Source organism: Pseudomonas faucium (assembly GCF_021602585.1).
Classification (GTDB): Bacteria; Pseudomonadota; Gammaproteobacteria; order Pseudomonadales; family Pseudomonadaceae; genus Aquipseudomonas; species Aquipseudomonas faucium.
Map to the genome: position 1 here is coordinate 21,039 of NZ_BQIP01000024.1, position 22,523 is coordinate 43,561.

A 22,523-nucleotide genomic window follows, 5' to 3' on the forward strand; every position below is an offset into this window, starting at 1 on the left:
CAGCAAGGTAGGTGAGCCGAACGTTCAGGTGCAGCAAGGGGCATGCTCATGGCTTGGGCCCCTGCAGGATCATCCGCCCCGTGTCCTCGCCATTGACGGTGGTGACCGAGCCTGCGCGGGCCAGGATCGCCGGCACCCGCTCGCGGTACAGGCGCAGCAGCAGCTGCGGATCCTGCTGCTGGCTCAGGCCGACGATCGTGGCGGTGTCGGCATGGGCGCGGGACAGCCGCTCGGTCGCCGCCGCCTCGGCCATCTGCAAGGTGCGGTCAGCCGCCTGGGTGGCCTCCTGCAGGCGCCGGGCGGCGTCGTTGCGGGCCTTGGCCACGGCCTGTTCGGCCTGCTGGCTGGCGGTGAGCACCGCGTTGAAGGCGCCCACCGCCGACCAGGGCAACGACGACTGGATATCGACCCGCACCACCTCTATGCCAAGGCCGGCGCCAGCCGCCTGCAGCCGTGCGAGGCTGGCATTGACGCCCTGCTGCAGGTCACCGCGCAGCCGCTCGCGGCGCTCGGCCAGCTGCGCGTCGCCGCCAACCAGCTCGGGGCGTGCCACCAGGATGGCATCCATGTCGCGCGAGGCGCAGACCTGTACTGCATTGCGCTCCACCAGGCGGTCCAGGGCGGGCTCCACATGCGCCCCCTGGCGGGCGAAGGCATAGGGGTCGGTGACGCTGTAGAACACCCGCACGTCCAGCTGCACGGCCCCGGCGTCGCCGGTCAGCAAGTAGCCGGAACCTGCCGTGGCATCGCTGGCCAGGGTGCCGTCCTTGTCGGACTTCTGCGCAAGCGCCGAGCGCAGCAGCAGCTCGACCCGCCGCTCGGTCACACGCCCCGCCGATGGCAGCATCACCACCTGCTCGAACGGCTGCGGCCAGGCCAGCAACAGGCCGGCATTCTGGATGCGCTGTTCAGCGCCCAGGCGCAGCACCACGGCGCGGTTCTGCGGCCCGACCTCGCGCACATTGCCGAACAGCCAGCCCAGCGCCGCCAGCAGCGTCACCGCGTACAGCGCAATGAAGCCGATACGCCCGGCCTGCAACCAGGGGCCAGCGCGGCGCTCACTTGTGGCCATGTTCGCCTCCGCTGGCTGGTGGCAGCAGCGGCCCGTCGACCAGGGCGCGGAACGGCGCGGCATCGGTCCTGAGCACCAGGCGCGTGCTGGGGTTGATGATCGAGCCCAGCGTGTCGAGCGAGCGCAGCAGGGTGTACAGCTCGGGCGCGCCGGCATAGGCCTTGGCGTAGATGTCCGCGGCCTGGACTTGCGACTGCGCCTGTATCTGAGCGGCCTTCACGTTGGCATCGGCTTCCACGATCCTGGCGTCGCGCTCGGCAGCGGACTGGATTTCGGCGGCCTTGCGCTTGCCTTCGGCGGTGCGCTCGGTGGCGATGGTTTCGCGCTCGGCACGCATGCGGTCGACGGTGGCATCGAGGGTGACCTTGGGCAGGGTCAGGCGCTCGATCCCCACCTGCACCACGCGCACGCCATAGGTCTTGATCAGCTGCTGCTCGATCTGCTCGCGCAGGCGCTGCTCGAAGTCATCGATGCGCACCTTGTTCGCCTCGACATTGACCAGGTCGCCCAGCTCGAAACCGCTGGCGGTGGTTTCCAGCGCCGACCCCACCAGCGTGCGGATCTGCCGCGCCGCCTCGTCGGGCTGGTTCTGCACCGCCCGCATGAACAGCTGGATGCTCGGCGCGTCGGGCGCTACCTGCCAGGCGATGTAGGCCTGCACGATGATGCGCAGGCCATCGCGGGTGCCCACGTCCTGCAGGCCGCTGGAGGTGGTGCGCAGGCGCAGGTCTACCGGCACCGCGGCCTCGAAGGGCACCGGCCAGCGCCAGGCCAGGCCGGGTTCGGTGAGCACGCGCGAAGGGTTGCCGAAACGGGTGATGACCGTTGCCTCGCCGACGCGGACCTGGACGAAACAGGCCGTTGCGGCCATCACCAGTACCAGCAGCGCCGCCACGCCGATGCGGCGCCAGGCCGGGCGGGCGTGGCCTGGGGTGTGGGCGTGATCATGGTGACCGTGGTCGTGGTCGTGGTCGTGGGAAGCGTGATGGTGGTGGGCGTGGGGGGTGTTGGCGCTCAAAGGTTACGCTCCTGGCTACGTCCAGATACGGATTTTTGCGGGGTGGGGTCGACCGGCAGCGCATAGCTGCGCAGGTCCAGCGTGGGTGCCTGGCCCGCCGTCAGGCGGTGGTCGATGATCAGGCTGCTCACCCCGGCCATCCCTTGCGACAACTTGTCCAGGTACTGCTCGAGGATGAAAGCCTGGCCGGCTTGCTGCCAGGCGGTGCGCTCGGCGGCAAAGCGCAGCGCGGCGATGCTGGCGCCGGTGGCCGTCTCGTGGGCCTGGGCCGTGGCCTGGTCGGTCAGCCCGGTGGCGGTGAGGCGGGCCTGGCTGGCCTGCTGCGCTGATCGCCCGCGGTCGCGGGCGATCAGCGCCTGGGCCGTGATCTGCGCCGCCTGCACGGCGTGGTAGGCATTGGCGGCGCCGGCAGGCGGGTGGATCGCCTCCACCGAGGTCGCCAGCAGTTCCACGCCACTGTCCATGCGGTCCAGGTCTGCCTGCACTGCGCGGCCGATGTCGCGGCCGAGCGCTTCACGTTCGGCGCCCAGCAAGCCATCCAGCGAACGGCCGGCAAAGTCATGAACCAGCACGCGGTTGGCAATGCTGCGCAGCAGTTGCGCGACGTCGGCGCTGTGGTAGGTGGCGGCCAGCGCCGCCGCGTCGCTCATGCCGATGCGGTAGATGAAGCGCACATCCATGTTGACGATCTGGAACCCTTGGCGGCCGCCCTCGCTGCCGGCGATCACCTGCGAGTTCTCGCTCAGGTGGGTGGCATCCCACAGCCGGTTGGAGGTGCCGGGCGCCGGCCCCTCGGCGGCCGCCAGTGGGTCTGCGCTGCTATCGGCGCCCGAGGTGGCCAGCTCGTGGATGACGCTGTTGTCGACCTTCAGCACCTTGCCAAAAGGCCACGGCAGGCCGGCATGCAGCCCCGGTGCGTACACCTGCACGGGCTTGCCGAAGCGTTCGTACACCCCGCGCCCGTTCATCGGCACCTCGCCGATGCCAGTCAGCAGCCAGCCGACCAGCGCCACCAGCAACGCCACCGGCAGGAACGCCCGGCGCATGAACGAAAACGCCCAGACCTGCCGCAGGTCGATACCCAGGCGCTGCTGCAGTTCGTCGTGCAGCGCCGCCATTGGCCGGGGCGGCCATTGCAGCAGGCCGCCCACCACGCTGCGGGCCACCAGCGTCGGTTCTGCACGCGGGCGCTGCGGGCGGAACATCGACAACCCGGTGCGCAGCAGCAGCTCCAGCGCCGCCAGCCCCGGCAACAGGCCGATCAAGGCCGCCAGCCGCGCCGGCCACAGCCGTTCGCCATCGATGCACACCAGGCACACGATGCTCAGCACCTGCACGGCGATGACCACCCGAATGAAGGCGGCAAGCGGCTCGGCCTCGGGCCATGCCGCCTCGCCTTCGGCCACCAGGTGGCGTTCGAGCACCACCAGGCCGAACGCGGATGCGGCCAGCAGGCAGACGGCAAACCAGCTCACCTGGCCGGCCAGCGCCGGCACGGCAAAATCGAAGCGCCAGGCACTGTTCACCAAGCCCATCGCCAGCCCGGCCAGGCCGAACAGCCACAGCCGCTGCGCGCCGATCCTGCCCAGTTGGCGCCGGCAAGCCGCCGCCACCGCCTGGCACCAGCGGTCGTAGCGGCTGAGCGAGCCAGGCTCGGCCGCCGTCACCTCGGCGCCACGCCAGAACGCCAGCGCCGCGGGCGCCTTGCCCATGGCCGTGGCACGCCAGCTCGCCACCCACCAGGCCGACTGCGCCGCTGCAGCCAGCAGCCACAGCGCGGCGGCATTGACAGCCAGCAGGGCCAACCAGCAAGTGTTCGGGCTGAACAGCCCGACAGCGCCTTGCAGCAAGCACAACAGCAGGGCGGCAGCCGCCGACAGATAGGTCAGCGGCACCAGCCAGCGCGTGTGCACCGGCGAACGCTGAAAACGGGGCAACCCATCGAGGTCTATTGCCTCGGTGTCTAGATCGACGCTCATGAAGACTCCAGGAAGTACCGGGCGCTGCGTGCCGTGCCCCCCGGGTTCACGGTCCTCCGCAACGCGGTTCGTAACGTTATAACAATTGATGTAAAAAATCTGTTCAAAATATTTCGAAAACCCTGCAGGGGTAAAAGACCCAGCCTTTGCCATACTCAAAGACGCCCCGTTCCCCTGCCCCTCCCGGTGCGCGAACATGAACATCGCCTGGCCTTGCGTTCACAAGTTGGCCCTGTTGAGCCTGCTTTGCTGGCTGAACATCGCCTTGGCCGCCACGCAACCGGAGCTGCCCGCCGTAGAGCTGACGCCCGCCGAAAAAGCCGAAGTGCAGCGCCTGGTGCTGCCCATCCCCGAGAGCTGGGCCGGGGATTTCGAAGGCATGCGCGAGCGCCGGCTGATCCGCGTGCTGGTGCCCTACAGCAAGACCTTCTTCGAACTGGACCGCGGCCGTCAGCGCGGCCTGAGCTATGAGCTGGGCAAGGGGCTGGAGGCCTGGCTGAACAAGACCCAGCCCTACGCCCGCAAGTCCATGCAATGGCGGGTGATGTTCATCCCTACTGCGCGCAATGAATTGATGAGCAAGCTCAATGAAGGCGTGGGCGATATCGCCGCCGGTGGCCTGACCGTGACGCAGGGGCGGCTTGAGAACATGGACTTTGCCGACCCCTTTGCCGTGAACATCCCGGAAATCCTGGTCACCGCACCCGGCACCAAGGCGCTGGAAAAACTCGAGGACTTGTCTGGCCTGGCAATCACCGTCAGGGCGTCGAGCAGTTACTACGAGCACCTGCAGGCACTGAACGCCGCGTTCAAGGCAAAGGGCATTGCGCCGATCGAGCTGAAGGCGGCCGACGAAAACCTGGAGTCCGAAGACCTGATGCAGATGGTCAACGCCGGGCTGCTCAAGGCCACGGTGGTCGACCGCTACCTGGCCAGGATCTGGGCGCCGCTGTACACCGACATGCAGATACACGAGGCGATCGTGCTGCACGGCAACTCGGAATTTGCCTGGGCCATTCGCAAGGGCAGCCCGCAATTGAAAAGCCAACTGGCCGAATTCGTGAAACCCACAAGGTCGGCACCGCCTTCGGCAACAGCCTTAAAAACAAATACGTCACCAACAGCAGCAAACGGGTACTCAACGCCACCTCTGAAGCACAATTGAAGAAGTTCCAGGAGATGGTGGCGGTGTTCAGCCGCCACGCCAGTACCTACGGGTTCGATTACCTGATGCTCATGGCCCAGGGCTTCCAGGAGTCGCAGCTCGACCAGAAGGCGCACAGCCCCCGCGGCGCCGTCGGCGTCATGCAGTTGCTGCCCAGGACCGCCATGGACCCGACGGTGGCCATCAGCGGCATCGACAAGAGCGCCGACAAGAACATCGAAGCCGGCAGCAAGTACATGCGCCTGCTCGCGGACAAATACCTGAACGACCCGCAGTTGACGGAGATGAACAAGACCCTGATGACCTTCGCCGCCTATAACGCCGGCCCCGGCAACCTGCGCAAGTTCCGGGCGCTGGCCGAGCAGTCCGGGCTCGACAAGAACATCGGGTTCGGCAATGTCGAACAGGCAGCGGCCCAGGTGGTCGGGCGGGAGACCGTGGATTACGTGGGCAACATCTACAAGTACTATGTCGCCTACAAACTGGTGGCCGACAGGCCCTCATCGAACGCCGGCACAGCCGCGCCCTGATGGCCGCAAGCGCTCGTCCTAGAGCGACTTATCGATAGCACTGATGATTACTATCGAGCCGGCCGCCTGTGAGGTTGGCGAAACCGACTTTTATAATCGCCTTCAATTTTCTCCCTTCCCCTCGCCTGCCCCAGGCGACATACCCCTTGGAACCTGCACCATGCCAAGCGACAGCCAGGCCTCTCACGGCCTTCCCGAACATAACCAACAAAGCGTCAAACAGCAGTGGCTGGCGATTCTCTCGGTGGCCGTGGGCGCCTTCGCCCTGGTCACCAGCGAATTCCTCCCGGTGGGCGTGCTCAACGATGTGGCCAGCGACCTGGGCATCAGCGCCGGCCACGCCGGCCTGATGGTGACCCTGCCGGGCATCATGGCCGCCCTCGCCGCCCCGTTGCTGTCGGTGGGCATCGGCGCCATGGACCGGCGCTACCTGCTGATCGGCCTGACGCTGATCATGATCATCGCCAACGCGGTGGTGGCCTACGCCAGCGATTTCAGCCTGCTGCTGTTCGGCCGTGTGCTGCTGGGCATCAGCATCGGCGGCTTCTGGGCCACGGCCATTGCCCTGAGCGGGCGCCTGGCGCCCAAGGGTGTGGGCGTGGCCCAGGCCACCTCGATCATCATGGTCGGGGTAACCCTGGCCACGGTGCTGGGCGTGCCCGTGGGCACCTGGCTGAGCGGCCTGATGGGCTGGCGCATGACCTTCCTGGTCACCGCCCTGCTGGGCATCCCGGTGTTGCTGGCGCAGGTACTGCTGCTGCCGCGGCTCAACCCGGACAAGGCCATCCGCATCAGTGACCTGCCGGCGCTGTTCATCAACCCACTGGCGCGGGTTGGCCTGATTGCCGTGCTGCTGATCGGCCTGGCGCACTTTGCCGCCTACACCTACGTGGCGCCGTTCTTCAAGCAAAGCGCAGGCTTCGATGGGCCGACCATCGGCTCGTTGCTGCTGCTGTACGGCGTGGCCGGGGTCATCGGCAACCTGTTCGCCGGCTTTGCCGCCAACCAGAGCGTGCGCTACACCTTGATGCTGGTGGCACTGCTGATCGCCATCAGCACCGCGCTGTTCCCCTACTTCGCCACCAGCCTCACCGGCGCGGCCATGCTGATCGCGCTCTGGGGCTTCGCCTTCGGCGCCTTCCCGGCCTGTGCCAGCATCTGGATGTTCGTGGTGGCGCCCAAGGACGTGGAACGCGGCATGCCGCTGTTCGTCGCGATGTTCCAGGTAATCATCGCCCTGGGCTCATTCTTCGGTGGGCGCATCGTCGACCAGTTCGGCAGCGCGATGCTGCTGAGCCTGGCCACGGCGCTGGTGGGCGTGGGCTTCGTCACGGTGCTGGTGCTGGGGCGTAACGTCAGCAACAGCCTGGCCGCCCAGCCTGGCTGAGGCAACGGCAGGTTCGATGCAGCAGCGCCTGCGTGGCAGGCGCTGCTTTCAATCAGCTGAAGGCGTTGATGAACCAGGTGATCACCGGCAAGGCGACGATGTCGATCAGCACCGCACCGCACAGCGGCACGATGATGAAGGCCTTGTAGGAGAACACCTTGTAGTGGTCGCAGATGGCCCCCATGTTGGCCACCGCGTTGGGCGTCGCCCCCAGGCCATGGCCCATGTAGCCTGCGCACAGCACCGCGGCGTCGTAGTTGCCGCCGAACAGGCGAAACAGCACGAACACGCACAGCGCCACCATGATCAGCACCTGCACCACCAGGATCACCAGCAACGGCAGGCCCAGCTGTTCCAGCTCCCAGAACTTCAGGCTCATCATGGCCATGGTCAGGAACATGCCCAGGCTGATGTCGCCCAAGGTGCTGACCGCGTTGTCCGGGATCTCGAGCAAGCGCGCACGGTCATTGAAGTTGCGCGCAATGATCGCGACGAACATGGCGCCGACATACACCGGCAAGACGATGCCCAGGTGCGCCTTCAGCGCATCGCCAATCCAGAAGCCCAACACCATGATCACCAGCATGCAGGTGAGCAGGCGCAGCAGCACCTTGGCGTCGATGGCAACGCTGGGCGCTTCGTGGGCTTTTTCCAGCGCTACCAGGGTGTCGGCGCTGTCGGCCTGCACGGCGAGTTTCTTGCGGTCGATCAGGTAGCGCGCCACCGGGCTGCCCAGCAGGCCGCCGGCGACCATGCCGAAGGTGGCCGAAGCCAGTGCCGCGGTGGTTGCACCGGAAGTGCCCAGGCTCTCGGCGATGGGGCCGAAGGCGGCCGCTGCGCCAAAGCCGCCTTCAAGCGAGACCGCGCCGGCCATGATGCCTAGCAGCGGGTCGATCCCCAGCGCCTTGGCCATCCCCACGCCCACCAGGTTCTGCAGCAGCGCCAACCCCCAGCAGGCGCCCAGGTAGACGAACAGGATCTTGCCGCCCTGGCGCAGCAGGCCAAGGCTGCCGCCCAGGCCGACGGTGGTGAAGAAGGCCACCATCAACGGCGTTTGCATGGCGGTGTCGAGGGTGATGTCCAGCCACTGCTGGTTGCGCAGCAACCACACCACCAGGGCAAAACCGAAGCCGCCGATCACCGGGGCCGGGACGCAGAGCTGGCGCAGCCAGTAACTGTGCTTTTTCAATTGCGCGCCCATGGCCAGCAGCAATAGCGCCAGGGCGACGGTGGTCAATGCATCGAGTTTAAGCGTCAGCATGGGAAACACTCTTGTTTTTATACGTAGAGAGAGAGGGAGTGGGGTCAGTCGACCAGGCTCGCCAGCAACCGCGCGGCAATCCTTGCCGTGCGCGAATCCTGGTCGAGCGCGGGGTTCAGCTCGGCCACATCGGCCATGCGCAACTTGCCGCAGGCCTTGGCGCGCCGAACCAGGTGCTCGACCACCATCAGGTCGACGCCATGGGCCGAAGGCGCACTGACGCCAGGGGCCTGGCTGGCCGGGAGCACGTCGAGGCAGATCGTCATGTACAAATGGTCGATGCCCGCCAGGAATTGATCGACGAAGGCTTCGATGGCCGCGATGTTCCACGGCTGCATCTGCCGATCGAGGCGGTAGCGCACGTTCAGGCGCCGCGCCTGTTCGAACAAGGCCTGGGTGTTGTTGGCTTCGCTCACGCCCAGGCAGCAATAGTCAAACGCCAGCCCGGCTTGCTCGCAGTACTCGGCGATTTGCCGAAACGGCGTGCCGGAGCTGCTCTGCTCGGCGCTGCGCAGGTCGAAGTGGGCATCGAAATTCACGATGCCGATGCGCGGGCGTTGCTCCAGGCCTTGCAGGTGGCGGGCCAGGCCCAGAAAGCTGGCATAGGCGATTTCATGCCCGCCACCCAGGCCCAGCGGCAGGTGCCCTTGGCCAAGCAGCAGCGCCACGCGCTGGGCATAGGCGTGTTGCGCGCCTTCAAGGTCGGTGCCCTGGCAGGCGATATCGCCGCTGTCATAGACCGGGCGCTGGCCGCACCAGGCCAGGTTGGCCAGCGCCTTGCGCAGGGCCTGCGGGCCCTGCCGGGCGCCGGTGCGGCCCTGGTTGCGGCTCACGCCTTCATCGCAGGCCAGGCCCACCAGGGCAAAGCCTGGGGCTTGCTCGGCCGCCCAGGGCTGCACCCATTGGTGCCAGCGCAAGGCCAGGCCGCCTTCGGCCGCGTCGATACGACCCTGCCACACCGGCAGGGAAAGAGGGTCTGTCATAAGAACTCCAGGTGTCATTCAGTCCAGCCGCGCACCGACGCGCAAGGCGACTTCGCAGGTCCAGTGGGTCAGGCGCTCGCTGTTTTTCTGGGCACGGAAGGCCGGCGCCATCAGGCTGATCGCCCCGTGCAGGCGGTTGCGGCTGTCGAGCACCGGTGCGCTGACGCCCCACACCCCGTCATCGATTTCGCTCAGGCTGACGGCAAAGCCCTGGGCGCGGATGGCCTCGAAGCTGTCCGCGTACTGGGCAATGCCTGCGCCATCCACGCCCTGTTCGTGGAGCAACGCCTGGCTGCGCTCGGGCTCCATGTGGGCCAGCAGCACCCGCGCCGAAGCCCCCACCAACAGGGGTTGGGCCAGGCCCTTCTGGTAGCAGCAGCGCAGCGGCTGCGGGCTGTCGATCATTTCGATGCAAATGGCCTGGCCGTTGCTCGGCACCATCAAGGCGACACTTTCACGGCTCAGCTCGGCCAGGCGCTTGAGCTCGGGCAGCGCCTGCGACACCAGCAGTGCCTGGCGGTCGAACTTTTTCGCCAGTTGCAGGCAGGCCGGCCCTGGCAGGTAGCGGCCGTAGCCGTTGTCTTCGGCCAGGCCCCAGCGCAGCAAGGTCTTCAGGTGCCGGTAGGTGCTGCTCAAGGGTTGCGCCAGCTGCAGGCTGAGCTCCTTGGCCGCCACCGCCTCATCGGCTTGCCCGAGGGCGACGAGAATTTGCAGCAGGCGGTCGGTGGGGCTGTTGTAGGTCATGTGTGCCTCCTAGGTGCGTCATGGTGCACAGTGTTTTCCCAAAGGGTGAAATTCGATTCCCATCTGTTGGGAAATATCGTGCATTTAAGGCGTGGATGAGCAATGCCGTTCGATAATCGAACCCTTGCCCGCAACCTTGCATTGACGCTCGAGCCTGCGCTGCTCACCATTCCCTGGCGTTGCGCGCCCGCCTGCCCCGAACCTGGCCGCAGCCACCAGCCGCTCACTACAATTTCAAGAAATTCAAGAAACACGCCCATGACGCCCTCGAAAATCGACAGCCCCCTGCCCCAGGCTTCCATCGGCAGCAAGATGCGCGGCGCCTTCGCCGTCGGCAAGACGCGCTGGGGCATGCTCGCCCTGGTGTTCTTCGCCACCACCCTGAACTACATCGACCGCGCCGCCCTGGGCATCATGCAGCCGATGCTGGCCAAGGACATGAGCTGGACGGCGATGGACTACGCCAACATCAACTTCTGGTTCCAGGTGGGCTATGCCATCGGTTTCCTGCTGCAAGGCCGGTTGATCGACAAGGTCGGGGTCAAGCGCGCGTTCTTCGTCGCGGTGCTGCTCTGGAGCCTGGCCACCGGTGCCCATGGCCTGGCCACGTCGGCTGCAGGGTTCATGGTCTGCCGCTTCATCCTCGGCCTGACCGAGGCGGCCAACTACCCGGCCTGCGTGAAGACCACGCGCCTGTGGTTCCCGGCCGGCGAGCGGGCCATCGCCACCGGGCTGTTCAACGCCGGCACCAACGTCGGCGCGATGATCACCCCGGCGCTGCTGCCGGTGATCCTGGCGGCCTGGGGCTGGCAGGCGGCGTTCATCGCCATGGGCTGCCTGGGCCTTGCCTGGGTGGCGCTGTGGGGGCTTAAGTACTACAACCCCGAGGACCATCCCCATGTGCGCCAGAGCGAACTGGCCTACATCCAGCAGGAGGTGGAGCCCGAAGCGGTGCGCGTGCCATTCACCCGCATCCTGCGCATGCGCGGCACCTGGGCCTTTGCCGTGGCGTTCGCGATCACCGCGCCGGTGTTCTGGTTCTACCTGTACTGGCTGCCGCCGTTTCTCAACCAGCAGTATGACCTGGGCATCAGCGTGACCCAGATGGGTATCCCGCTGATCCTGATCTGGCTGACTGCGGATTTTGGCAGCATCGGCGGCGGCATCCTGTCGTCGTGGCTGATCGGCCGTGGCATGCGCGCCACCCGCGCGCGGCTGGTGTCGATGCTGCTGTTCGCCTGCACCATCGTCAGCGTCACCTTCGCCGCCCACGCCAGCGGCCTGTGGCTGGCGGTGCTGGCGATTGCCGTGGCAGTGGGCGCGCACCAGGCCTGGACGGCGAACATCTGGAGCCTGCTGATGGACTACACGCCCAAGCACCTGGTGAGCACGGTGTTCGGTTTCGGCAGCATGTGCGCGGCGGTGGGGGGGATGTTCATGACGCAGATCGTCGGGAGCGTGCTGACGCTTACCCACAACAACTATGCGGTGCTGTTCACCCTGATTCCGGCGGTGTATTTCGTGGCGCTGGTGTGGTTGTACTTCATGGCGCCGCGCGGGATTGAGGCGCTGTAGCTGCGGGGGCTTGGCTTGGGGTTTTTGGCGCCTGTGAGATCGAGCGCCGCCCGCGCGGCGCATCGCGGATAAATCCGCTCCTACATTTGTTGCAACGTGCCGCAGTCTGTCAGGCCATGGTTGTCCGCTCTTGGTGCCCGCCGAGAAACCGCGTCGTACAAACAAGGCTGACAACCATGGCCCATCAGGCATTGGTACGTTGCAACAAATGTGGGAGCGGATTTATCCGCGATGCGCCGCGCGGGCGGCGCTCGATCTGTGCATCCCCACCCCCCCCAAGACAGGCATTTTTTTCGTATACAAAAAACCACAATTCTGGTTACATTAGCCCACGCCTACGACAGCGGTAATCGCCGCTGCGTATTGCGACAGGCTAAAGCCATGCATTACCCCTACCTGCTCGCCCCGCCCGAGCCCGCTGCGCGAAGCACCGCATTCGCCGCTGTTTCACCGAGCCGCCACTCCCCCCGTCGCCCCACGCCGAGCCCATGTGCCCAGGCGCCGTCGACGCGTGCGCCGTTGCTCTGACCAACCCTGATCAGCGCCTGGTTTCTAGGGTTTGGCTCTAATCGAAAACCGGGTGTCTGCAAACCTTCAATTGCAACCAGAACCCCACGCGGGAATGGAACACCTATGCCCAAGACATTACTGATCAAGAACGCCGAACTGCTGGTCACGATGGACGGCGAACGCCGCGAAATCAGACGCGGCGGCCTGTACATCGAAGACAACCTGATCAAGCAGGTCGGCCCCAGCGACGAGCTGCCCCAGCACGCCGACGAAATCCTCGACATGACCGGCAAGGTGGTCATCCCAGGCCTGGTCAACACCCACCACCACATGTACCAGAGCCTCACCCGCGTGGTGCCGGCGGCGCAGGATGGCGAGCTGTTCAACTGGCTGACCAACCTGTACCCGATCTGGGCCCGGCTGACCCCGGAAATGATCTCGGTATCGACCCAGACCGCCATGGCCGAGCTGATCCTCTCCGGCTGCACCACCTCCAGCGATCACCTGTACATCTACCCCAACGGCTGCAAGCTCGACGACAGCATCCATGCCGCCGAAGAAATCGGCATGCGCTTCCATGCCGCGCGCGGCAGCATGAGCGTGGGCCAGAGCCAGGGCGGCCTGCCGCCGGATTCGGTGGTGGAGAAGGAAAGCGCGATCCTCAAGGAATCCCAGCGCCTGATCGAGGACTACCACGACGCCAGCCACGGCTCGATGCTGCGCGTGGTGGTGGCGCCGTGCTCGCCGTTCTCGGTCAGCCGTGACCTGATGCGCGAAGCCGCGGTGCTGGCGCGCCATTACGGCGTGTCGCTGCACACCCACCTGGCGGAGAACGTCAACGACATCGCCTACAGCCGCGAAAAGTTCGGCATGACCCCCGCCGAATACGCCGAGGACCTGGGCTGGGTCGGCCACGATGTGTGGCATGCCCACTGCGTGCAGCTCGACCAGCACGGCATCGAACTGTTCGCCCGCACCGGCACCGGCGTGGCCCACTGCCCGTGCTCGAACATGCGCCTGGCCTCGGGCATCGCGCCGATCCGCAAGATGCGCGACCACGGCGTGCCGGTGGGCCTGGGCGTGGACGGCTCGGCCTCCAACGACGGCGCCAGCATGATCGGCGAAGTGCGCCAGGCGCTGCTGCTGCAGCGGGTCGGCTTCGGCCCCGACGCCATGACCGCGCGCGAAGCCCTGGAAATCGCCACCCTGGGTGGCGCCAAGGTGCTCAACCGCAACGACATCGGCGCCCTCGCCCCGGGCATGGTCGCAGACCTGGTGGCCTTCAACCTCAACCACGTGGCCTATGCCGGCGCCCTGCACGACCCGCTGGCCGCGCTGGTGTTCTGCACCCCGACCCACGTCGACACCAGCGTCATCAACGGCCGCGTGGTGGTCAAGGACGGCCGCATCACCACCGTCGACCTGCCGCGCGTGCTGGAGCGCCACAACCAGCTGGCACACCAACTGGTGATCGGCGAGTAACCCAACCCAGGCCGTTGCCCGTCGCCTTGAGGCAACGGCCTGCCCCTATCTGCTACCCCGCTTCACCCACCGCGACTGAGACCGTGCTGTTAGACGCATCAAATATAAAAAAAGCGAGCTACTCACCATGACTTCTCCCGCTACACCTCGTCCGGAAGACGAGAACCTCGGCGTCAGTGCCAACGTGGCCTACGGGCTTCAGCATGTGCTGACGATGTATGGTGGCATTGTTGCCGTTCCGCTGATCATCGGCCAGGCAGCGGGCCTCACCCCTGCCGAAATCGGCCTGCTGATCGCCGCCTCGCTGTTCGCCGGTGGCCTGGCCACCTTGCTGCAGACCCTGGGCATCCCCTTCTTCGGCTGCCAGCTGCCGCTGGTGCAGGGTGTGTCCTTTGCGGGGGTGGCGACCATGGTCGCGATCATCGGCAGCGATGGCCGTGGCGGCCTGGCTTCGGTGTTCGGCGCGGTGATCGTCGCGTCGCTGATCGGCCTGCTGATAACGCCGCTGTTCTCGCGCATCATCAAGTTCTTCCCGCCGCTGGTGACGGGCATCGTCATCACCACCATCGGCCTGACCCTGATGCCGGTGACGGCGCGCTGGGCCATGGGCGGCAACAGCCAGGCGGCCGATTTTGGCAGCACCTCCAACATCGCCCTGGCAGCCTTCACCCTGGCCACCGTGCTGCTGCTCAGCAAGCTCGGCAACGCCAGCATCTCGCGCCTGTCGATCCTGCTGGCGATGGTGATCGGTACGCTGGTGGCCACCGCCTTCGGCATGACGGACTTCTCCCAGGTATGGCAAGGCCCGATCGTCGCGCTGCCTCAGGTGCTGCCGCTGGGCGCGCCACATTTCGAGCTGGCGGCGATCCTGTCGATGCTGATCGTGATCGTGGTGACCATGGTCGAAACCTCGGCCGACATTCTCGCCGTGGGCGAGATCATCGGCACCAAGGTCGACTCAAGGCGCCTGGGCAATGGCCTGCGTGCCGACATGATCTCCAGCGTGCTGGCGCCCTTCGCCGGCTCGTTCACCCAGAGCGCCTTTGCTCAGAACGTCGGCCTGGTGGCCGTCACCGGCGTGAAGAGCCGCTATGTGGTGGCGAGCGCCGGGCTGATCCTGCTGACCCTGGGCTTGCTCCCGGTGATGGGCCGGCTGATTGCCGCCGTGCCCACCTCGGTGCTCGGGGGTGCCGGCGTGGTGCTGTTCGGCACCGTGGCGGCCAGTGGTATCCGCACCCTGTCCCAGGTGGACTACCGCAACAACATGAACCTGATCATCGTCGCCACCTCGATCGGCTTCGGCATGGTCCCGATCGCCGCCCCTGGGTTCTACCACCACTTCCCGGCCTGGGTCGAAACCATCTTCCACTCCGGCATCAGCTCGGCGGCGATCATGGCGATCCTGCTCAACCTGCTGTTCAACCACATGCGCACCGGCAACTCCGACCAGCAGTCGGTGTTCGTCGCCGCCAGCGAGCGCACCCTGCGCTACCGCGATATCGCCGGGCTCCATGACGGTGACTTCTTCCGCGATGGCAAGCTGTTCGACTGCGACGGCAACGAAGTGCCGGTGCTGGCGGAGGACGACGGCCATGGCGACGTGCCGGCCCCACGCAAGCGGCGTTTGGAGCAAGCGCACTGAATAAAAAAAGCGACGCCTGAGCGTCGCTTTTTTTTGCCTGGCCGCGTTGGGCCGCGGTCAACTCGCTTCGGCGTGCACGGCCTTGCTTGCCTTGCGCAGGCTCAGGGTGCCCCACGCCAGGCCCAGCACCGCGGCGATCACCGAGCCCGACAGCACGCCGAGCTTGGCGGCGCCCAGGGCGGCTGGGTCGGCGAAGGCCAGGTTGGCGATGAAGATCGACATGGTGAAGCCGATACCCGCCAACAGGCCGATCAAGGTGACGCTGCGCCAGGTCACCCCCGCCGGCAGCGCACCCCAGCCCAGGCGCACCATCAGCCAGCTGACCAGGACGATGCCCACCGGCTTGCCCAGCACCAGCGCCACCGCCACGGCAACCATCACCCAGTAAGGCCCGGGCGCGGACAGGTCGACCCCGGCCAGGCTCACCCCGGCGTTGGCCAGGGCGAACAGCGGCATGATGCCGTAGGCCACCCACGGGTGCAGGCTGGTTTGCACGCGGGTCACCGGTGGTACCAGCTCGCGCTGGGCCAGGCGCAGCTGCTTCAACGGGTGGTTCAGGCTGCTGCTGTCGCTTTCCTGGGCGCGGCCCAGCAGTTCATCGGTCACGCGGGAAATCGCCTCCACCGGGCGCTGGCCCAGGGGCATCGAACGGACCGGCGTCATCAGGCCGAGGATCACGCCGGCCAGGGTTGGGTGGGCGCCGGTCATCAGCACGCCGAGCCAGACGATGGCGCCAGGCACCACGTAGGCGTAGGCCGAGCCGATGCCGATCTTCTGCAGGCCGAGCACCAGCAGCAGGCCGACGCCGGCCACCGCCAGGCCGCTGTAATCCAGGCCGCCGGTGTAGAAGAAGGCAATGATCAGCACGGCGATGATGTCATCGATGATCGCCAGGGCCAGCAGGAACACCCGCACGTTCGAGGGGATCGACTTGCCGAGCAAGGCCAGCACCCCGACCGCGAAGGCAATGTCGGTGGCGGTGGGCACCGCCCAGCCTTGCTGTTCGGCGGGCGCATGGCTGAACGCCAGGTAGATCAGCGCGGGCACCACCACCCCGCCGACCGCCGCGGCCATCGGCAGCGTGGCCTGGCGCAGGCTCGACAGCGCGCCTTCGTGGATTTCACGGCGGATTTCCATGCCGACCACCAGGAAGAAGATGGTCATCAGGCCATCGTTGACCCAGAAGTGCAGGGATTGGGAGAACACCATCGAACCGATGCCGAAGGTCACCGGGGCATGCCAGAGGGCATCGTAGCTGTCGGCAGCGGGCGAATTCGCCCAGATCAGGGCCGCCACGGCAGCGATCAGCAGGACGATGCCACTGACCGCCTCGATATGCAGGAAACGCTCTAGATTGGCGAATGCGCGCTGGGCGATTCGCTGGGCACGGGGCAAGACATGTTTTTGCATGGGCGCAAGCACTCCCGCAAGGCGGCCCGACCTGCGTAGCTGTTTAACCTGCTTCACTGCTTCATGCAGCTAGCACCCGGGCGGCATTCTAGCGGAAATACTCCCCGCAGTTCTACCAGCGTAGCAGGCGCGGGCCCAGCGCCGCGCCCAGGGCGGTGGGCAACAGCATGCCCAGCAGGTACCACACGCCCCAGAACGGCACTTGCATCTCCGGGCAGTGCACGCAGTAGGCCAGTGTCGCCGTCGCCCCCGCCAGCAGGCCGCCGGCCGCGCCGGCCTGGCGCAGGCGTGTGGGCGCAAGGCCGCGCAAGGCCCAGAACACGGCGACGAACAACGGCGCCGAGAGCAGCGTGATGTTCAGCGCGCAGGTGCGCCAGGTGCGCCCGAAGATCAACTCGGCGCGGGCATCGACCGGGGCGCCGGCCAGGCTGATGGCCGCGCCCAGCCACACCAGCAGCAACGGCACGCCCAGCAGGCCCCACAGCGCGCCGCCCTGCACCCCGGGCCTGGCCAGCCGCTGGGTCAGCCACAGCCCGAGCAGCGCAAGGCTGCCCGGCAGCGCCAGCTTGGCCCAGAACAAGGGCGTGCGCGCCACCTCGGCCAGGTCGCTGCGCACCCCATACAGGGTCGCCGCCAGCAGCAGCGCGCCGAGCATGCCGAGCAGCAGCGCCCGGCCCAGGCGGCGGGCCGCCACGTGCCGGTCTACCGGCCCTTCCCCGCTGGCCAGCAGGGCAATCAGTTCATCGGTCTTCATCGTCGTTACCACCTCGAATCCGCCTGGCCAGGGCCTTGAGCCCACGGTGTATGCCCACCTTGACCGCCGAGCTGGACAGCCCGGTGATGCGCGCGGTTTCTTCCACCGACAAGCCCTCGAGCTTGACGTGGACGATCGGCAGGCGCTGGCGCTCAGGCAATTGCCCCAGCAGTTTGCCGAGGTCGCGGCGGGCCTCGGCGGGTGCCTCGTCACTGGCGGCGAACAGCTCGCTGTCCTCCTCCAGGCTGTCGTGCCGCGCCTCGCGCTGGCCGTAGCGGCGCAGGTAATCGACCAGCTTGTAGCGGGCGATGGCTTGCACCCAGGCGGTCAGCGGCTGCTGCGGCTGGTAGGTGTCGCGGGCGTTGTGCACGGCCAGCAGCACCTCCTGCAGCAGGTCTTCGACTTCGGCCGGGCGCTGTGCCAGGCGCCGCCGCAGAAACCCGCGCAGGTGCGCGGCCAGCGCCGCGAGAAACGCCTGGTACGCCCGCGCATCGCCCGCCAGGCCGCGCAGCAGCAGCGCCTGCAGATGCGTCTCGCGTGCACGGAGCAGGTCTTGTGAGTTAGTTCGTTGCATGGCGCGCCAGGGTTACACCTTGGAAGCATTTCTTTTTATCCAACCATAGACGCTGCGCCAAGCGCACCGGGAGATTGGCCTGGCGGCGAAAAAATATTTTTTCGCGGCGCTGTAACCGTAACCGCAAACCCCGCGAACTATTCGATGAGCCGCCGGTAATTCGCCGCGGCCCCCTACCCTGGAGTCATCACCATGAACAACCTCGCCCTTTCCGCCGCCGCCCTGGCCCTCGCTTCGCTGGCCGGTGTCGCCGTTGCCGCCACGGCCCCGAGCACCGGTGCTGCCATGGAAAAATGCTACGGCGTCGCCATGGCCGGCCAGAACGACTGCAAGGCCGGCGCCGGCACCACCTGCGCGGGCAGCGCCAAGAAAGACTACGACGCCATGCACTGGAAGAACGTCCCGGCCGGCACCTGCACTTCGATCAAGACCCCCAACGGCATGGGCTCGCTGACCCCAGCCAAGTCCTGAGTGGAGGCCGCCGACCATGAACCGGAACAACCCCCTCGGCGCCGGGCTCGGGCTCAAGGCCGAGCACTATGCCCAGGCCCTGGCATGCGATGCCGAAGGCCTGTGGTACGAGGTGCACCCGGAAAACTACATGGTCGGCGGGCCGCGCCTGGCCTGGCTGGAACGCATGGCCGAGCGCCATGCCCTGTCGCTGCACGGCGTGGCGCTGTCACTGGCGGCCGACGCCGAACCGGATGCCGGCCACCTGCGCCGCCTGCGCGCACTGATCGAGCGGGTCGGGCCGGTGCTGGTGTCCGAGCACCTGGCCTGGTCCACCTGGCGTGGCCAGTACCACCCCGACCTGCTGCCGTTTCCGCGCAGCCATGAAGCCTTGAACCGCATCAGCGAAAACGTCCTGCGCACCCAGGATGCCCTGGGGCGCAGCATTGCCCTGGAAAACCCCAGCCACTACCTGCACCTCGAAGGCCATGACTGGGACGAAATCGATTTTCTCGACGAACTGGTACGCCGCACCGGCTGCACGCTGCTGCTGGACGTCAACAACGTGCACGTCAGTGCGCACAACCTGGGCTACGACGCGGCTGCTTATCTCGACCGTTTCCCGGCCCAGGCCATCAGCGAAGTGCACCTTGCCGGGCACAGCCAGGACCAACAGGCGGCGCTGCTGATCGACTCCCACGACGCGGCCATCGCCGAACCCGTATGGGCGCTGTATCGCCAGCTGATCAGCCGCATCGGCCCGCGCCCGACCTTGATCGAGCGCGACGGCAACGTCCCCGCCTTCGCCGACCTGCTGGCCGAACGCGCCATCGCCCAAGCCACACTTGCCCGCGCAGGAGCCTTGCCATGAACCTGTCCCTCGGCCAATTCCAGGACGCTTTCATCGAAGCGCTGCAGCAGCGCCCTGCCCCGGCCCTGGCCAGCCTCACCGGGCAGGCGGCGTTCGCGGTCTATCGCAATACCGTGCTCAGCGGTTGTGTCGAGGCACTGCGCGCCAACTTCCCCAGCATCGAGACGCTGGTCGGCCCCGGCTGGATGCAGGAGGTGGCCAGCGCCTATGCGCAGCAATCGCCGCCGCACGACCCCCGGCTGATCCACTACGGCGAAGCCTTTCCCGACTTCCTGCAAGCGCTGCAGGCCAGCCACGACCTGCCGTACCTGGCCGACGTCGCGCGCCTGGACTGGCACTGGTGCGCAGTCTTCAGCGCCGAGCAAGACCCCTGCCTGACCTTGGCCGAGCTGGCCGGCATGACCGCCGCCGACCTCGCCCGCGGCCACCTGGCGCCCCGGCGCAGCGTGCGCTGGCAGTGGTTCGCCGCGCACCCGGCCTATAGCCTGTGGCGCGTCAGCCGCGAAGGCTTGCCGTGGTCGCCCGAGCAGCCCTGGGTCGCCGAAGGCGCCCTGTTGAGCGGCGGCTGCGACGGCGTCAGCCATCAGCCCCTGGAAATCGGCGCCTGCGCCTTCCTCGACGCCTGCGCCGCAGGCCACTCACTGCAAGAGGCCTCGCAACTCGCCCAGCAATGCCAACCCGACCTGGACTTCAGCGGCCTGCTCGGCCGGCTGCTGCAAGCCAAGGCCTTTCGCCCCCTCACATTCGCCTGAAGGTAACGGCCATGGAAACTCTGCGCTCCAACGCCCCCACCCACAGCCTGCGCCAGCGCTGGAACAGCCTGGCCGAGCACCTGCAAGGCTGGCTGACCGACAGCGTGCTGTGCCTGGTGGCGCGGCTGGGCATCGCCTCGGTGTTCTTCATGTCCGGCCGCACCAAGGTCGAGGGCCTGCTGAGCATCACCCCCAGCACCTACGACCTGTTCCAGACCGAATACGCCCTGCCGCTGGTTTCCCCCTGGTTGGCGGCGCACCTTGCCACCTACGCCGAGCACCTGTTCCCGCTGCTGCTGGTGCTGGGCCTGTGCACCCGGTTGTCGGCCCTGGCCCTGCTGGGCATGACCACGGTAATCGAGGTGTTCGTCTACCCCGACGCCTGGCCGACCCACCTGTCGTGGGCCGGGCTGCTGCTGTTGCTGATCGCCCGCGGCGGCGGCGCCTGGTCGCTGGACCGTGTGCTGCGAGTACGCTAGCGCCTGCCTGAACATTTGCTGACAACCGTGGCCAGCGCCGCGTTTGTGCGCATACTCAAGCAGGTCCGCAGCGAGGGAGCACTGGAACATGGACCTGCTTGTGGGCGCCTTGCGCGCCAACCCGGAAATCGCCGTGTTTCTCGCCATCGCCCTGGGCATCGTGCTGGGCCGCGTGAAGCTGGGCAGCTTTCACCTCGGCTCGGTGGCCGGGGCCTTGTTGATGGGGTTGCTGATCGGCCAGGTCGGCCTGCAGGTGCCCCACGAACTCAAGTCGGTGTTCTTCGCGCTGTTCATCTATGCGGTCGGCTTCAAGAGCGGCCCGGAATTCTTCGGCAGCCTCAACCGCGGCACGCTCAAGCTGGTGCTGCTGTCGGTGGTGCTGTGCGCCACCGCACTGGCGGTGATCCTGGCCATGAATGCCTTCTACGGCTTCGACGCAGGCTTCACGGCAGGCCTTGGCGCCGGCGCCCTGACCGACACCGCGATCATGGGCACCGCCAGCAGCGCCATCGCCCAGTTGCCGTTGGACGAAGCGGCCAAGGCCACCCTCAACAGCCACATGGCCGTGGCCTACGCCATCACCTATGTGTTCGGCACGGTCGGCCTGATCGTCTTCGTCGGCAGCCTGGCACCGCGCCTGCTCGGCGTCGACCTGCGCGCCAGCGCCCAGGCGCTGGAGCGTGAACTGGGGATCGAGCGCAACGAAGATGCCATCAGCATCCCCTACACCCGCATCGTGGTGCGCGCCCATCGCCTGAACGCGGCCACGGCCATCGGCCTGAGCGTGGCCGATGTCGAAGCCCTGCACCCATCGTTGAGCGTCGAGCGCATCACCCGTGGCAGCAAGGTGTTCGACCGCGACCCTGAGCAAGTGCTGGTGAAGGGCGACATTCTCGGCATCTATGCCCTGCGCGAGGCGGTAAGCGACCTGCATGACTGGATCGGCCCGGAGATCGACCACCCCGACAGCCTGTCCTTTCCCACCCGCAGCGCCGACATCGTGCTGACCAACCGGCGCCTGGCCGGGCGCACCCTGCATCAGGTGAAAGCGGCGCTGACCGGCGCCGAGCGCATGGGCTGCTTTCTCACCGGCATCACCCGCCAGGGCCTGGCGCTGCCGCTGTTGCCCGAAACGGTGCTGCGCCGTGGCGATGTCATCAGCCTGACCGGGCGCGCCAGCAGCGTCGAGGCGTTGGCCCTGCAGCTGGGCCGTATCCGCGAAGCGAGCTACCGCAGCGACATTGCCCTGCACGCCATGGGCCTGGTCGTGGGGTCGCTGGCCGGGCTGCTATCCACCCATATCGGCATGATCCCGGTGGAGCTGGGTGTCGGTGGGGGCATCCTGCTGGCCGGGTTGCTGATTGGTTGGTACAACTCGCGGCACCCCGAACTCGGCGCCCTGCCCCCGGCGGCGCAGTGGGCCTTCTCCGAGTTCGGCCTGACGGCCTTCGGCGCCGTGATCGGCCTGCTGGCGGGGCCGGCGGCGCTCACGGCCATCAAGGAGCAAGGCCTGGACTTGCTGATCGCCGGCGCCCTGGTAACCCTCATCCCGCCCTTGGTGACGCTGTTTTTCGGGCGCTACATCCTGCGCCTGCACCCGATGATCCTGTTCGGTGCCCTGGCCGGCGCACAGACCGAGGCCGCCTCGATGAACAAGATCATCGAACAGTCCGGCAGTAATACGCCCGTCATCGGTTTTACTGTTTGCTATGCCGTTTCCAATGTATTGCTGGCCGTTTGCGGCCCGATCATCATCGCCTTCGCCTGAGTGCTGAATGGAATAAGCGCATAAACCTAATTGCCAATAAGCAATAGCGAACTTGCAGGTCAAAATGTGTCGGCTAAGGTATGAATTCTCACTATCAGATTCGCTGTTTATTCAGAT

20 protein-coding genes are annotated in these 22,523 nt (G+C 66.8%); 11 read left to right on the forward strand and 9 right to left on the reverse strand.

Annotation, left to right across the window (positions count from 1 at the left end):
* Nucleotides 1-46: 46 nt before the first annotated feature.
* The 3 genes from hflK (L6D75_RS22500) to hflK (L6D75_RS22510) are packed head-to-tail and all read right to left on the reverse strand — an operon-like array spanning nucleotide 47 to nucleotide 4,069.
* Nucleotides 47-1,072, reverse strand: a complete 1,026-nt coding sequence (gene hflK / locus L6D75_RS22500) for a protease modulator HflK (RefSeq protein ID WP_176514011.1) — start codon at nucleotides 1,070-1,072, stop codon at nucleotides 47-49.
* A complete protein-coding gene (gene hflC / locus L6D75_RS22505; protein WP_176514013.1) occupies nucleotides 1,059-2,090 on the reverse strand; it encodes a protease modulator HflC in 1,032 nt (343 codons plus the stop codon). The genes hflK (L6D75_RS22500) and hflC overlap by 14 nt, the downstream gene beginning before the upstream one ends.
* Nucleotides 2,087-4,069 (reverse strand): protease modulator HflK, encoded by a 1,983-nt coding sequence (hflK, locus tag L6D75_RS22510; protein WP_176514015.1) that lies wholly within the window; start codon nucleotides 4,067-4,069, stop codon nucleotides 2,087-2,089. Before hflK (L6D75_RS22510) ends, hflC begins: the two co-directional genes overlap by 4 nt.
* 196 nt (nucleotides 4,070-4,265) lie before the next feature.
* Between hflK (L6D75_RS22510) and L6D75_RS27360 the strand changes: the two genes are divergently transcribed.
* The 3 genes from L6D75_RS27360 (at nucleotide 4,266) to L6D75_RS22520 (ending at nucleotide 7,151) form a co-directional block, all read left to right on the forward strand.
* Nucleotides 4,266-5,234, forward strand: coding sequence for a transporter substrate-binding domain-containing protein (locus L6D75_RS27360; RefSeq protein WP_308506866.1), 969 nt, complete (start codon nucleotides 4,266-4,268; stop codon nucleotides 5,232-5,234).
* Nucleotides 5,231-5,764 carry a transglycosylase SLT domain-containing protein gene (locus tag L6D75_RS27365; protein ID WP_308506867.1) on the forward strand — a complete coding sequence of 178 codons (534 nt, stop codon included), beginning with the start codon at nucleotides 5,231-5,233 and terminating at the stop codon, nucleotides 5,762-5,764. The genes L6D75_RS27360 and L6D75_RS27365 overlap by 4 nt, the downstream gene beginning before the upstream one ends.
* Before the next feature lie 160 nt (nucleotides 5,765-5,924).
* Nucleotides 5,925-7,151 carry an MFS transporter gene (locus L6D75_RS22520; protein WP_176514017.1) on the forward strand — a complete coding sequence of 409 codons (1,227 nt, stop codon included), beginning with the start codon at nucleotides 5,925-5,927 and terminating at the stop codon, nucleotides 7,149-7,151.
* Between the two features lie 52 nt (nucleotides 7,152-7,203).
* Here the strand turns inward: L6D75_RS22520 and gltS are convergent, their stop codons facing one another.
* Genes gltS through L6D75_RS22535 form a run of 3 tightly spaced genes read right to left on the reverse strand, consistent with a single transcriptional unit; the run spans nucleotide 7,204 to nucleotide 10,139 of the window.
* Nucleotides 7,204-8,412, reverse strand: a complete 1,209-nt coding sequence (gltS, locus tag L6D75_RS22525) for a sodium/glutamate symporter (protein ID WP_176514019.1) — start codon at nucleotides 8,410-8,412, stop codon at nucleotides 7,204-7,206.
* Nucleotides 8,413-8,456: 44 nt separating this feature from the next.
* A complete protein-coding gene (gene hutG / locus L6D75_RS22530; protein WP_176514021.1) occupies nucleotides 8,457-9,395 on the reverse strand; it encodes a formimidoylglutamase in 939 nt (312 codons plus the stop codon).
* An 18-nt stretch (nucleotides 9,396-9,413) separates the two neighbouring features.
* Nucleotides 9,414-10,139: an IclR family transcriptional regulator gene (locus L6D75_RS22535; protein ID WP_176514023.1), complete on the reverse strand. Its 726-nt coding sequence runs from the start codon at nucleotides 10,137-10,139 to the stop codon at nucleotides 9,414-9,416.
* A gap of 258 nt (nucleotides 10,140-10,397) precedes the next feature.
* Here L6D75_RS22535 and L6D75_RS22540 point away from each other — a divergent pair, with 258 nt between their 5' ends.
* The 3 genes from L6D75_RS22540 to L6D75_RS22550 all read left to right on the forward strand — a co-directional run bounded on the left by L6D75_RS22540 (nucleotide 10,398) and on the right by L6D75_RS22550 (nucleotide 15,348).
* Complete coding sequence (locus tag L6D75_RS22540; RefSeq protein WP_176514025.1) at nucleotides 10,398-11,714, forward strand: MFS transporter; 1,317 nt, start codon at nucleotides 10,398-10,400, stop codon at nucleotides 11,712-11,714.
* A gap of 633 nt (nucleotides 11,715-12,347) precedes the next feature.
* Nucleotides 12,348-13,706 (forward strand): 8-oxoguanine deaminase, encoded by a 1,359-nt coding sequence (locus L6D75_RS22545; RefSeq protein ID WP_176515564.1) that lies wholly within the window; start codon nucleotides 12,348-12,350, stop codon nucleotides 13,704-13,706.
* A gap of 127 nt (nucleotides 13,707-13,833) precedes the next feature.
* Nucleotides 13,834-15,348, forward strand: coding sequence for a nucleobase:cation symporter-2 family protein (locus tag L6D75_RS22550; protein ID WP_176515565.1), 1,515 nt, complete (start codon nucleotides 13,834-13,836; stop codon nucleotides 15,346-15,348).
* A gap of 57 nt (nucleotides 15,349-15,405) precedes the next feature.
* Here L6D75_RS22550 and nhaA read toward each other — a convergent pair whose 3' ends face one another.
* From nhaA to L6D75_RS22565, 3 genes are all read right to left on the reverse strand, one after another.
* Nucleotides 15,406-16,758, reverse strand: a complete 1,353-nt coding sequence (gene nhaA, locus L6D75_RS22555) for a Na+/H+ antiporter NhaA (RefSeq protein WP_176515567.1) — start codon at nucleotides 16,756-16,758, stop codon at nucleotides 15,406-15,408.
* Between the two features lie 112 nt (nucleotides 16,759-16,870).
* A complete protein-coding gene (locus L6D75_RS22560; RefSeq protein WP_176515568.1) occupies nucleotides 16,871-17,512 on the reverse strand; it encodes a DUF1109 domain-containing protein in 642 nt (213 codons plus the stop codon).
* Nucleotides 17,499-18,086: a sigma-70 family RNA polymerase sigma factor gene (locus L6D75_RS22565; RefSeq protein WP_176515570.1), complete on the reverse strand. Its 588-nt coding sequence runs from the start codon at nucleotides 18,084-18,086 to the stop codon at nucleotides 17,499-17,501. The genes L6D75_RS22560 and L6D75_RS22565 overlap by 14 nt, the downstream gene beginning before the upstream one ends.
* A gap of 192 nt (nucleotides 18,087-18,278) precedes the next feature.
* Between L6D75_RS22565 and L6D75_RS22570 the strand changes: the two genes are divergently transcribed.
* From L6D75_RS22570 to aspT, 5 genes are all read left to right on the forward strand, one after another.
* Nucleotides 18,279-18,557, forward strand: coding sequence for a BufA1 family periplasmic bufferin-type metallophore (locus tag L6D75_RS22570; protein ID WP_176515572.1), 279 nt, complete (start codon nucleotides 18,279-18,281; stop codon nucleotides 18,555-18,557).
* A 16-nt stretch (nucleotides 18,558-18,573) separates the two neighbouring features.
* Nucleotides 18,574-19,407: an MNIO family bufferin maturase gene (gene bufB / locus L6D75_RS22575; RefSeq protein ID WP_176515574.1), complete on the forward strand. Its 834-nt coding sequence runs from the start codon at nucleotides 18,574-18,576 to the stop codon at nucleotides 19,405-19,407.
* A complete protein-coding gene (locus tag L6D75_RS22580) occupies nucleotides 19,404-20,159 on the forward strand; it encodes an HvfC/BufC N-terminal domain-containing protein (RefSeq protein WP_176515576.1) in 756 nt (251 codons plus the stop codon). The genes bufB and L6D75_RS22580 overlap by 4 nt, the downstream gene beginning before the upstream one ends.
* A gap of 11 nt (nucleotides 20,160-20,170) precedes the next feature.
* Nucleotides 20,171-20,638, forward strand: a complete 468-nt coding sequence (locus tag L6D75_RS22585; protein WP_176515578.1) for a DoxX family protein — start codon at nucleotides 20,171-20,173, stop codon at nucleotides 20,636-20,638.
* 88 nt (nucleotides 20,639-20,726) lie between these two features.
* Nucleotides 20,727-22,406, forward strand: coding sequence for an aspartate-alanine antiporter (gene aspT, locus L6D75_RS22590; protein WP_176515581.1), 1,680 nt, complete (start codon nucleotides 20,727-20,729; stop codon nucleotides 22,404-22,406).
* Nucleotides 22,407-22,523: the final 117 nt, after the last annotated feature.

Coding starts and splice junctions, on each gene's coding strand:
- hflK (WP_176514011.1), bottom strand. CDS start 1,072: ATGGCCACAAGTGAGCGCCGCGCTGGCCCCTGGTTGCAGGCCGGGCGT.
- hflK (WP_176514015.1), bottom strand. CDS start 4,069: ATGAGCGTCGATCTAGACACCGAGGCAATAGACCTCGATGGGTTGCCC.
- L6D75_RS27360 (WP_308506866.1), top strand. CDS start 4,266: ATGAACATCGCCTGGCCTTGCGTTCACAAGTTGGCCCTGTTGAGCCTG.
- L6D75_RS22520 (WP_176514017.1), top strand. CDS start 5,925: ATGCCAAGCGACAGCCAGGCCTCTCACGGCCTTCCCGAACATAACCAA.
- gltS (WP_176514019.1), bottom strand. CDS start 8,412: ATGCTGACGCTTAAACTCGATGCATTGACCACCGTCGCCCTGGCGCTA.
- hutG (WP_176514021.1), bottom strand. CDS start 9,395: ATGACAGACCCTCTTTCCCTGCCGGTGTGGCAGGGTCGTATCGACGCG.
- L6D75_RS22535 (WP_176514023.1), bottom strand. CDS start 10,139: ATGACCTACAACAGCCCCACCGACCGCCTGCTGCAAATTCTCGTCGCC.
- L6D75_RS22540 (WP_176514025.1), top strand. CDS start 10,398: ATGACGCCCTCGAAAATCGACAGCCCCCTGCCCCAGGCTTCCATCGGC.
- L6D75_RS22545 (WP_176515564.1), top strand. CDS start 12,348: ATGCCCAAGACATTACTGATCAAGAACGCCGAACTGCTGGTCACGATG.
- L6D75_RS22550 (WP_176515565.1), top strand. CDS start 13,834: ATGACTTCTCCCGCTACACCTCGTCCGGAAGACGAGAACCTCGGCGTC.
- nhaA (WP_176515567.1), bottom strand. CDS start 16,758: ATGCAAAAACATGTCTTGCCCCGTGCCCAGCGAATCGCCCAGCGCGCA.
- L6D75_RS22560 (WP_176515568.1), bottom strand. CDS start 17,512: ATGAAGACCGATGAACTGATTGCCCTGCTGGCCAGCGGGGAAGGGCCG.
- L6D75_RS22565 (WP_176515570.1), bottom strand. CDS start 18,086: ATGCAACGAACTAACTCACAAGACCTGCTCCGTGCACGCGAGACGCAT.
- L6D75_RS22570 (WP_176515572.1), top strand. CDS start 18,279: ATGAACAACCTCGCCCTTTCCGCCGCCGCCCTGGCCCTCGCTTCGCTG.
- bufB (WP_176515574.1), top strand. CDS start 18,574: ATGAACCGGAACAACCCCCTCGGCGCCGGGCTCGGGCTCAAGGCCGAG.
- L6D75_RS22580 (WP_176515576.1), top strand. CDS start 19,404: ATGAACCTGTCCCTCGGCCAATTCCAGGACGCTTTCATCGAAGCGCTG.
- L6D75_RS22585 (WP_176515578.1), top strand. CDS start 20,171: ATGGAAACTCTGCGCTCCAACGCCCCCACCCACAGCCTGCGCCAGCGC.
- aspT (WP_176515581.1), top strand. CDS start 20,727: ATGGACCTGCTTGTGGGCGCCTTGCGCGCCAACCCGGAAATCGCCGTG.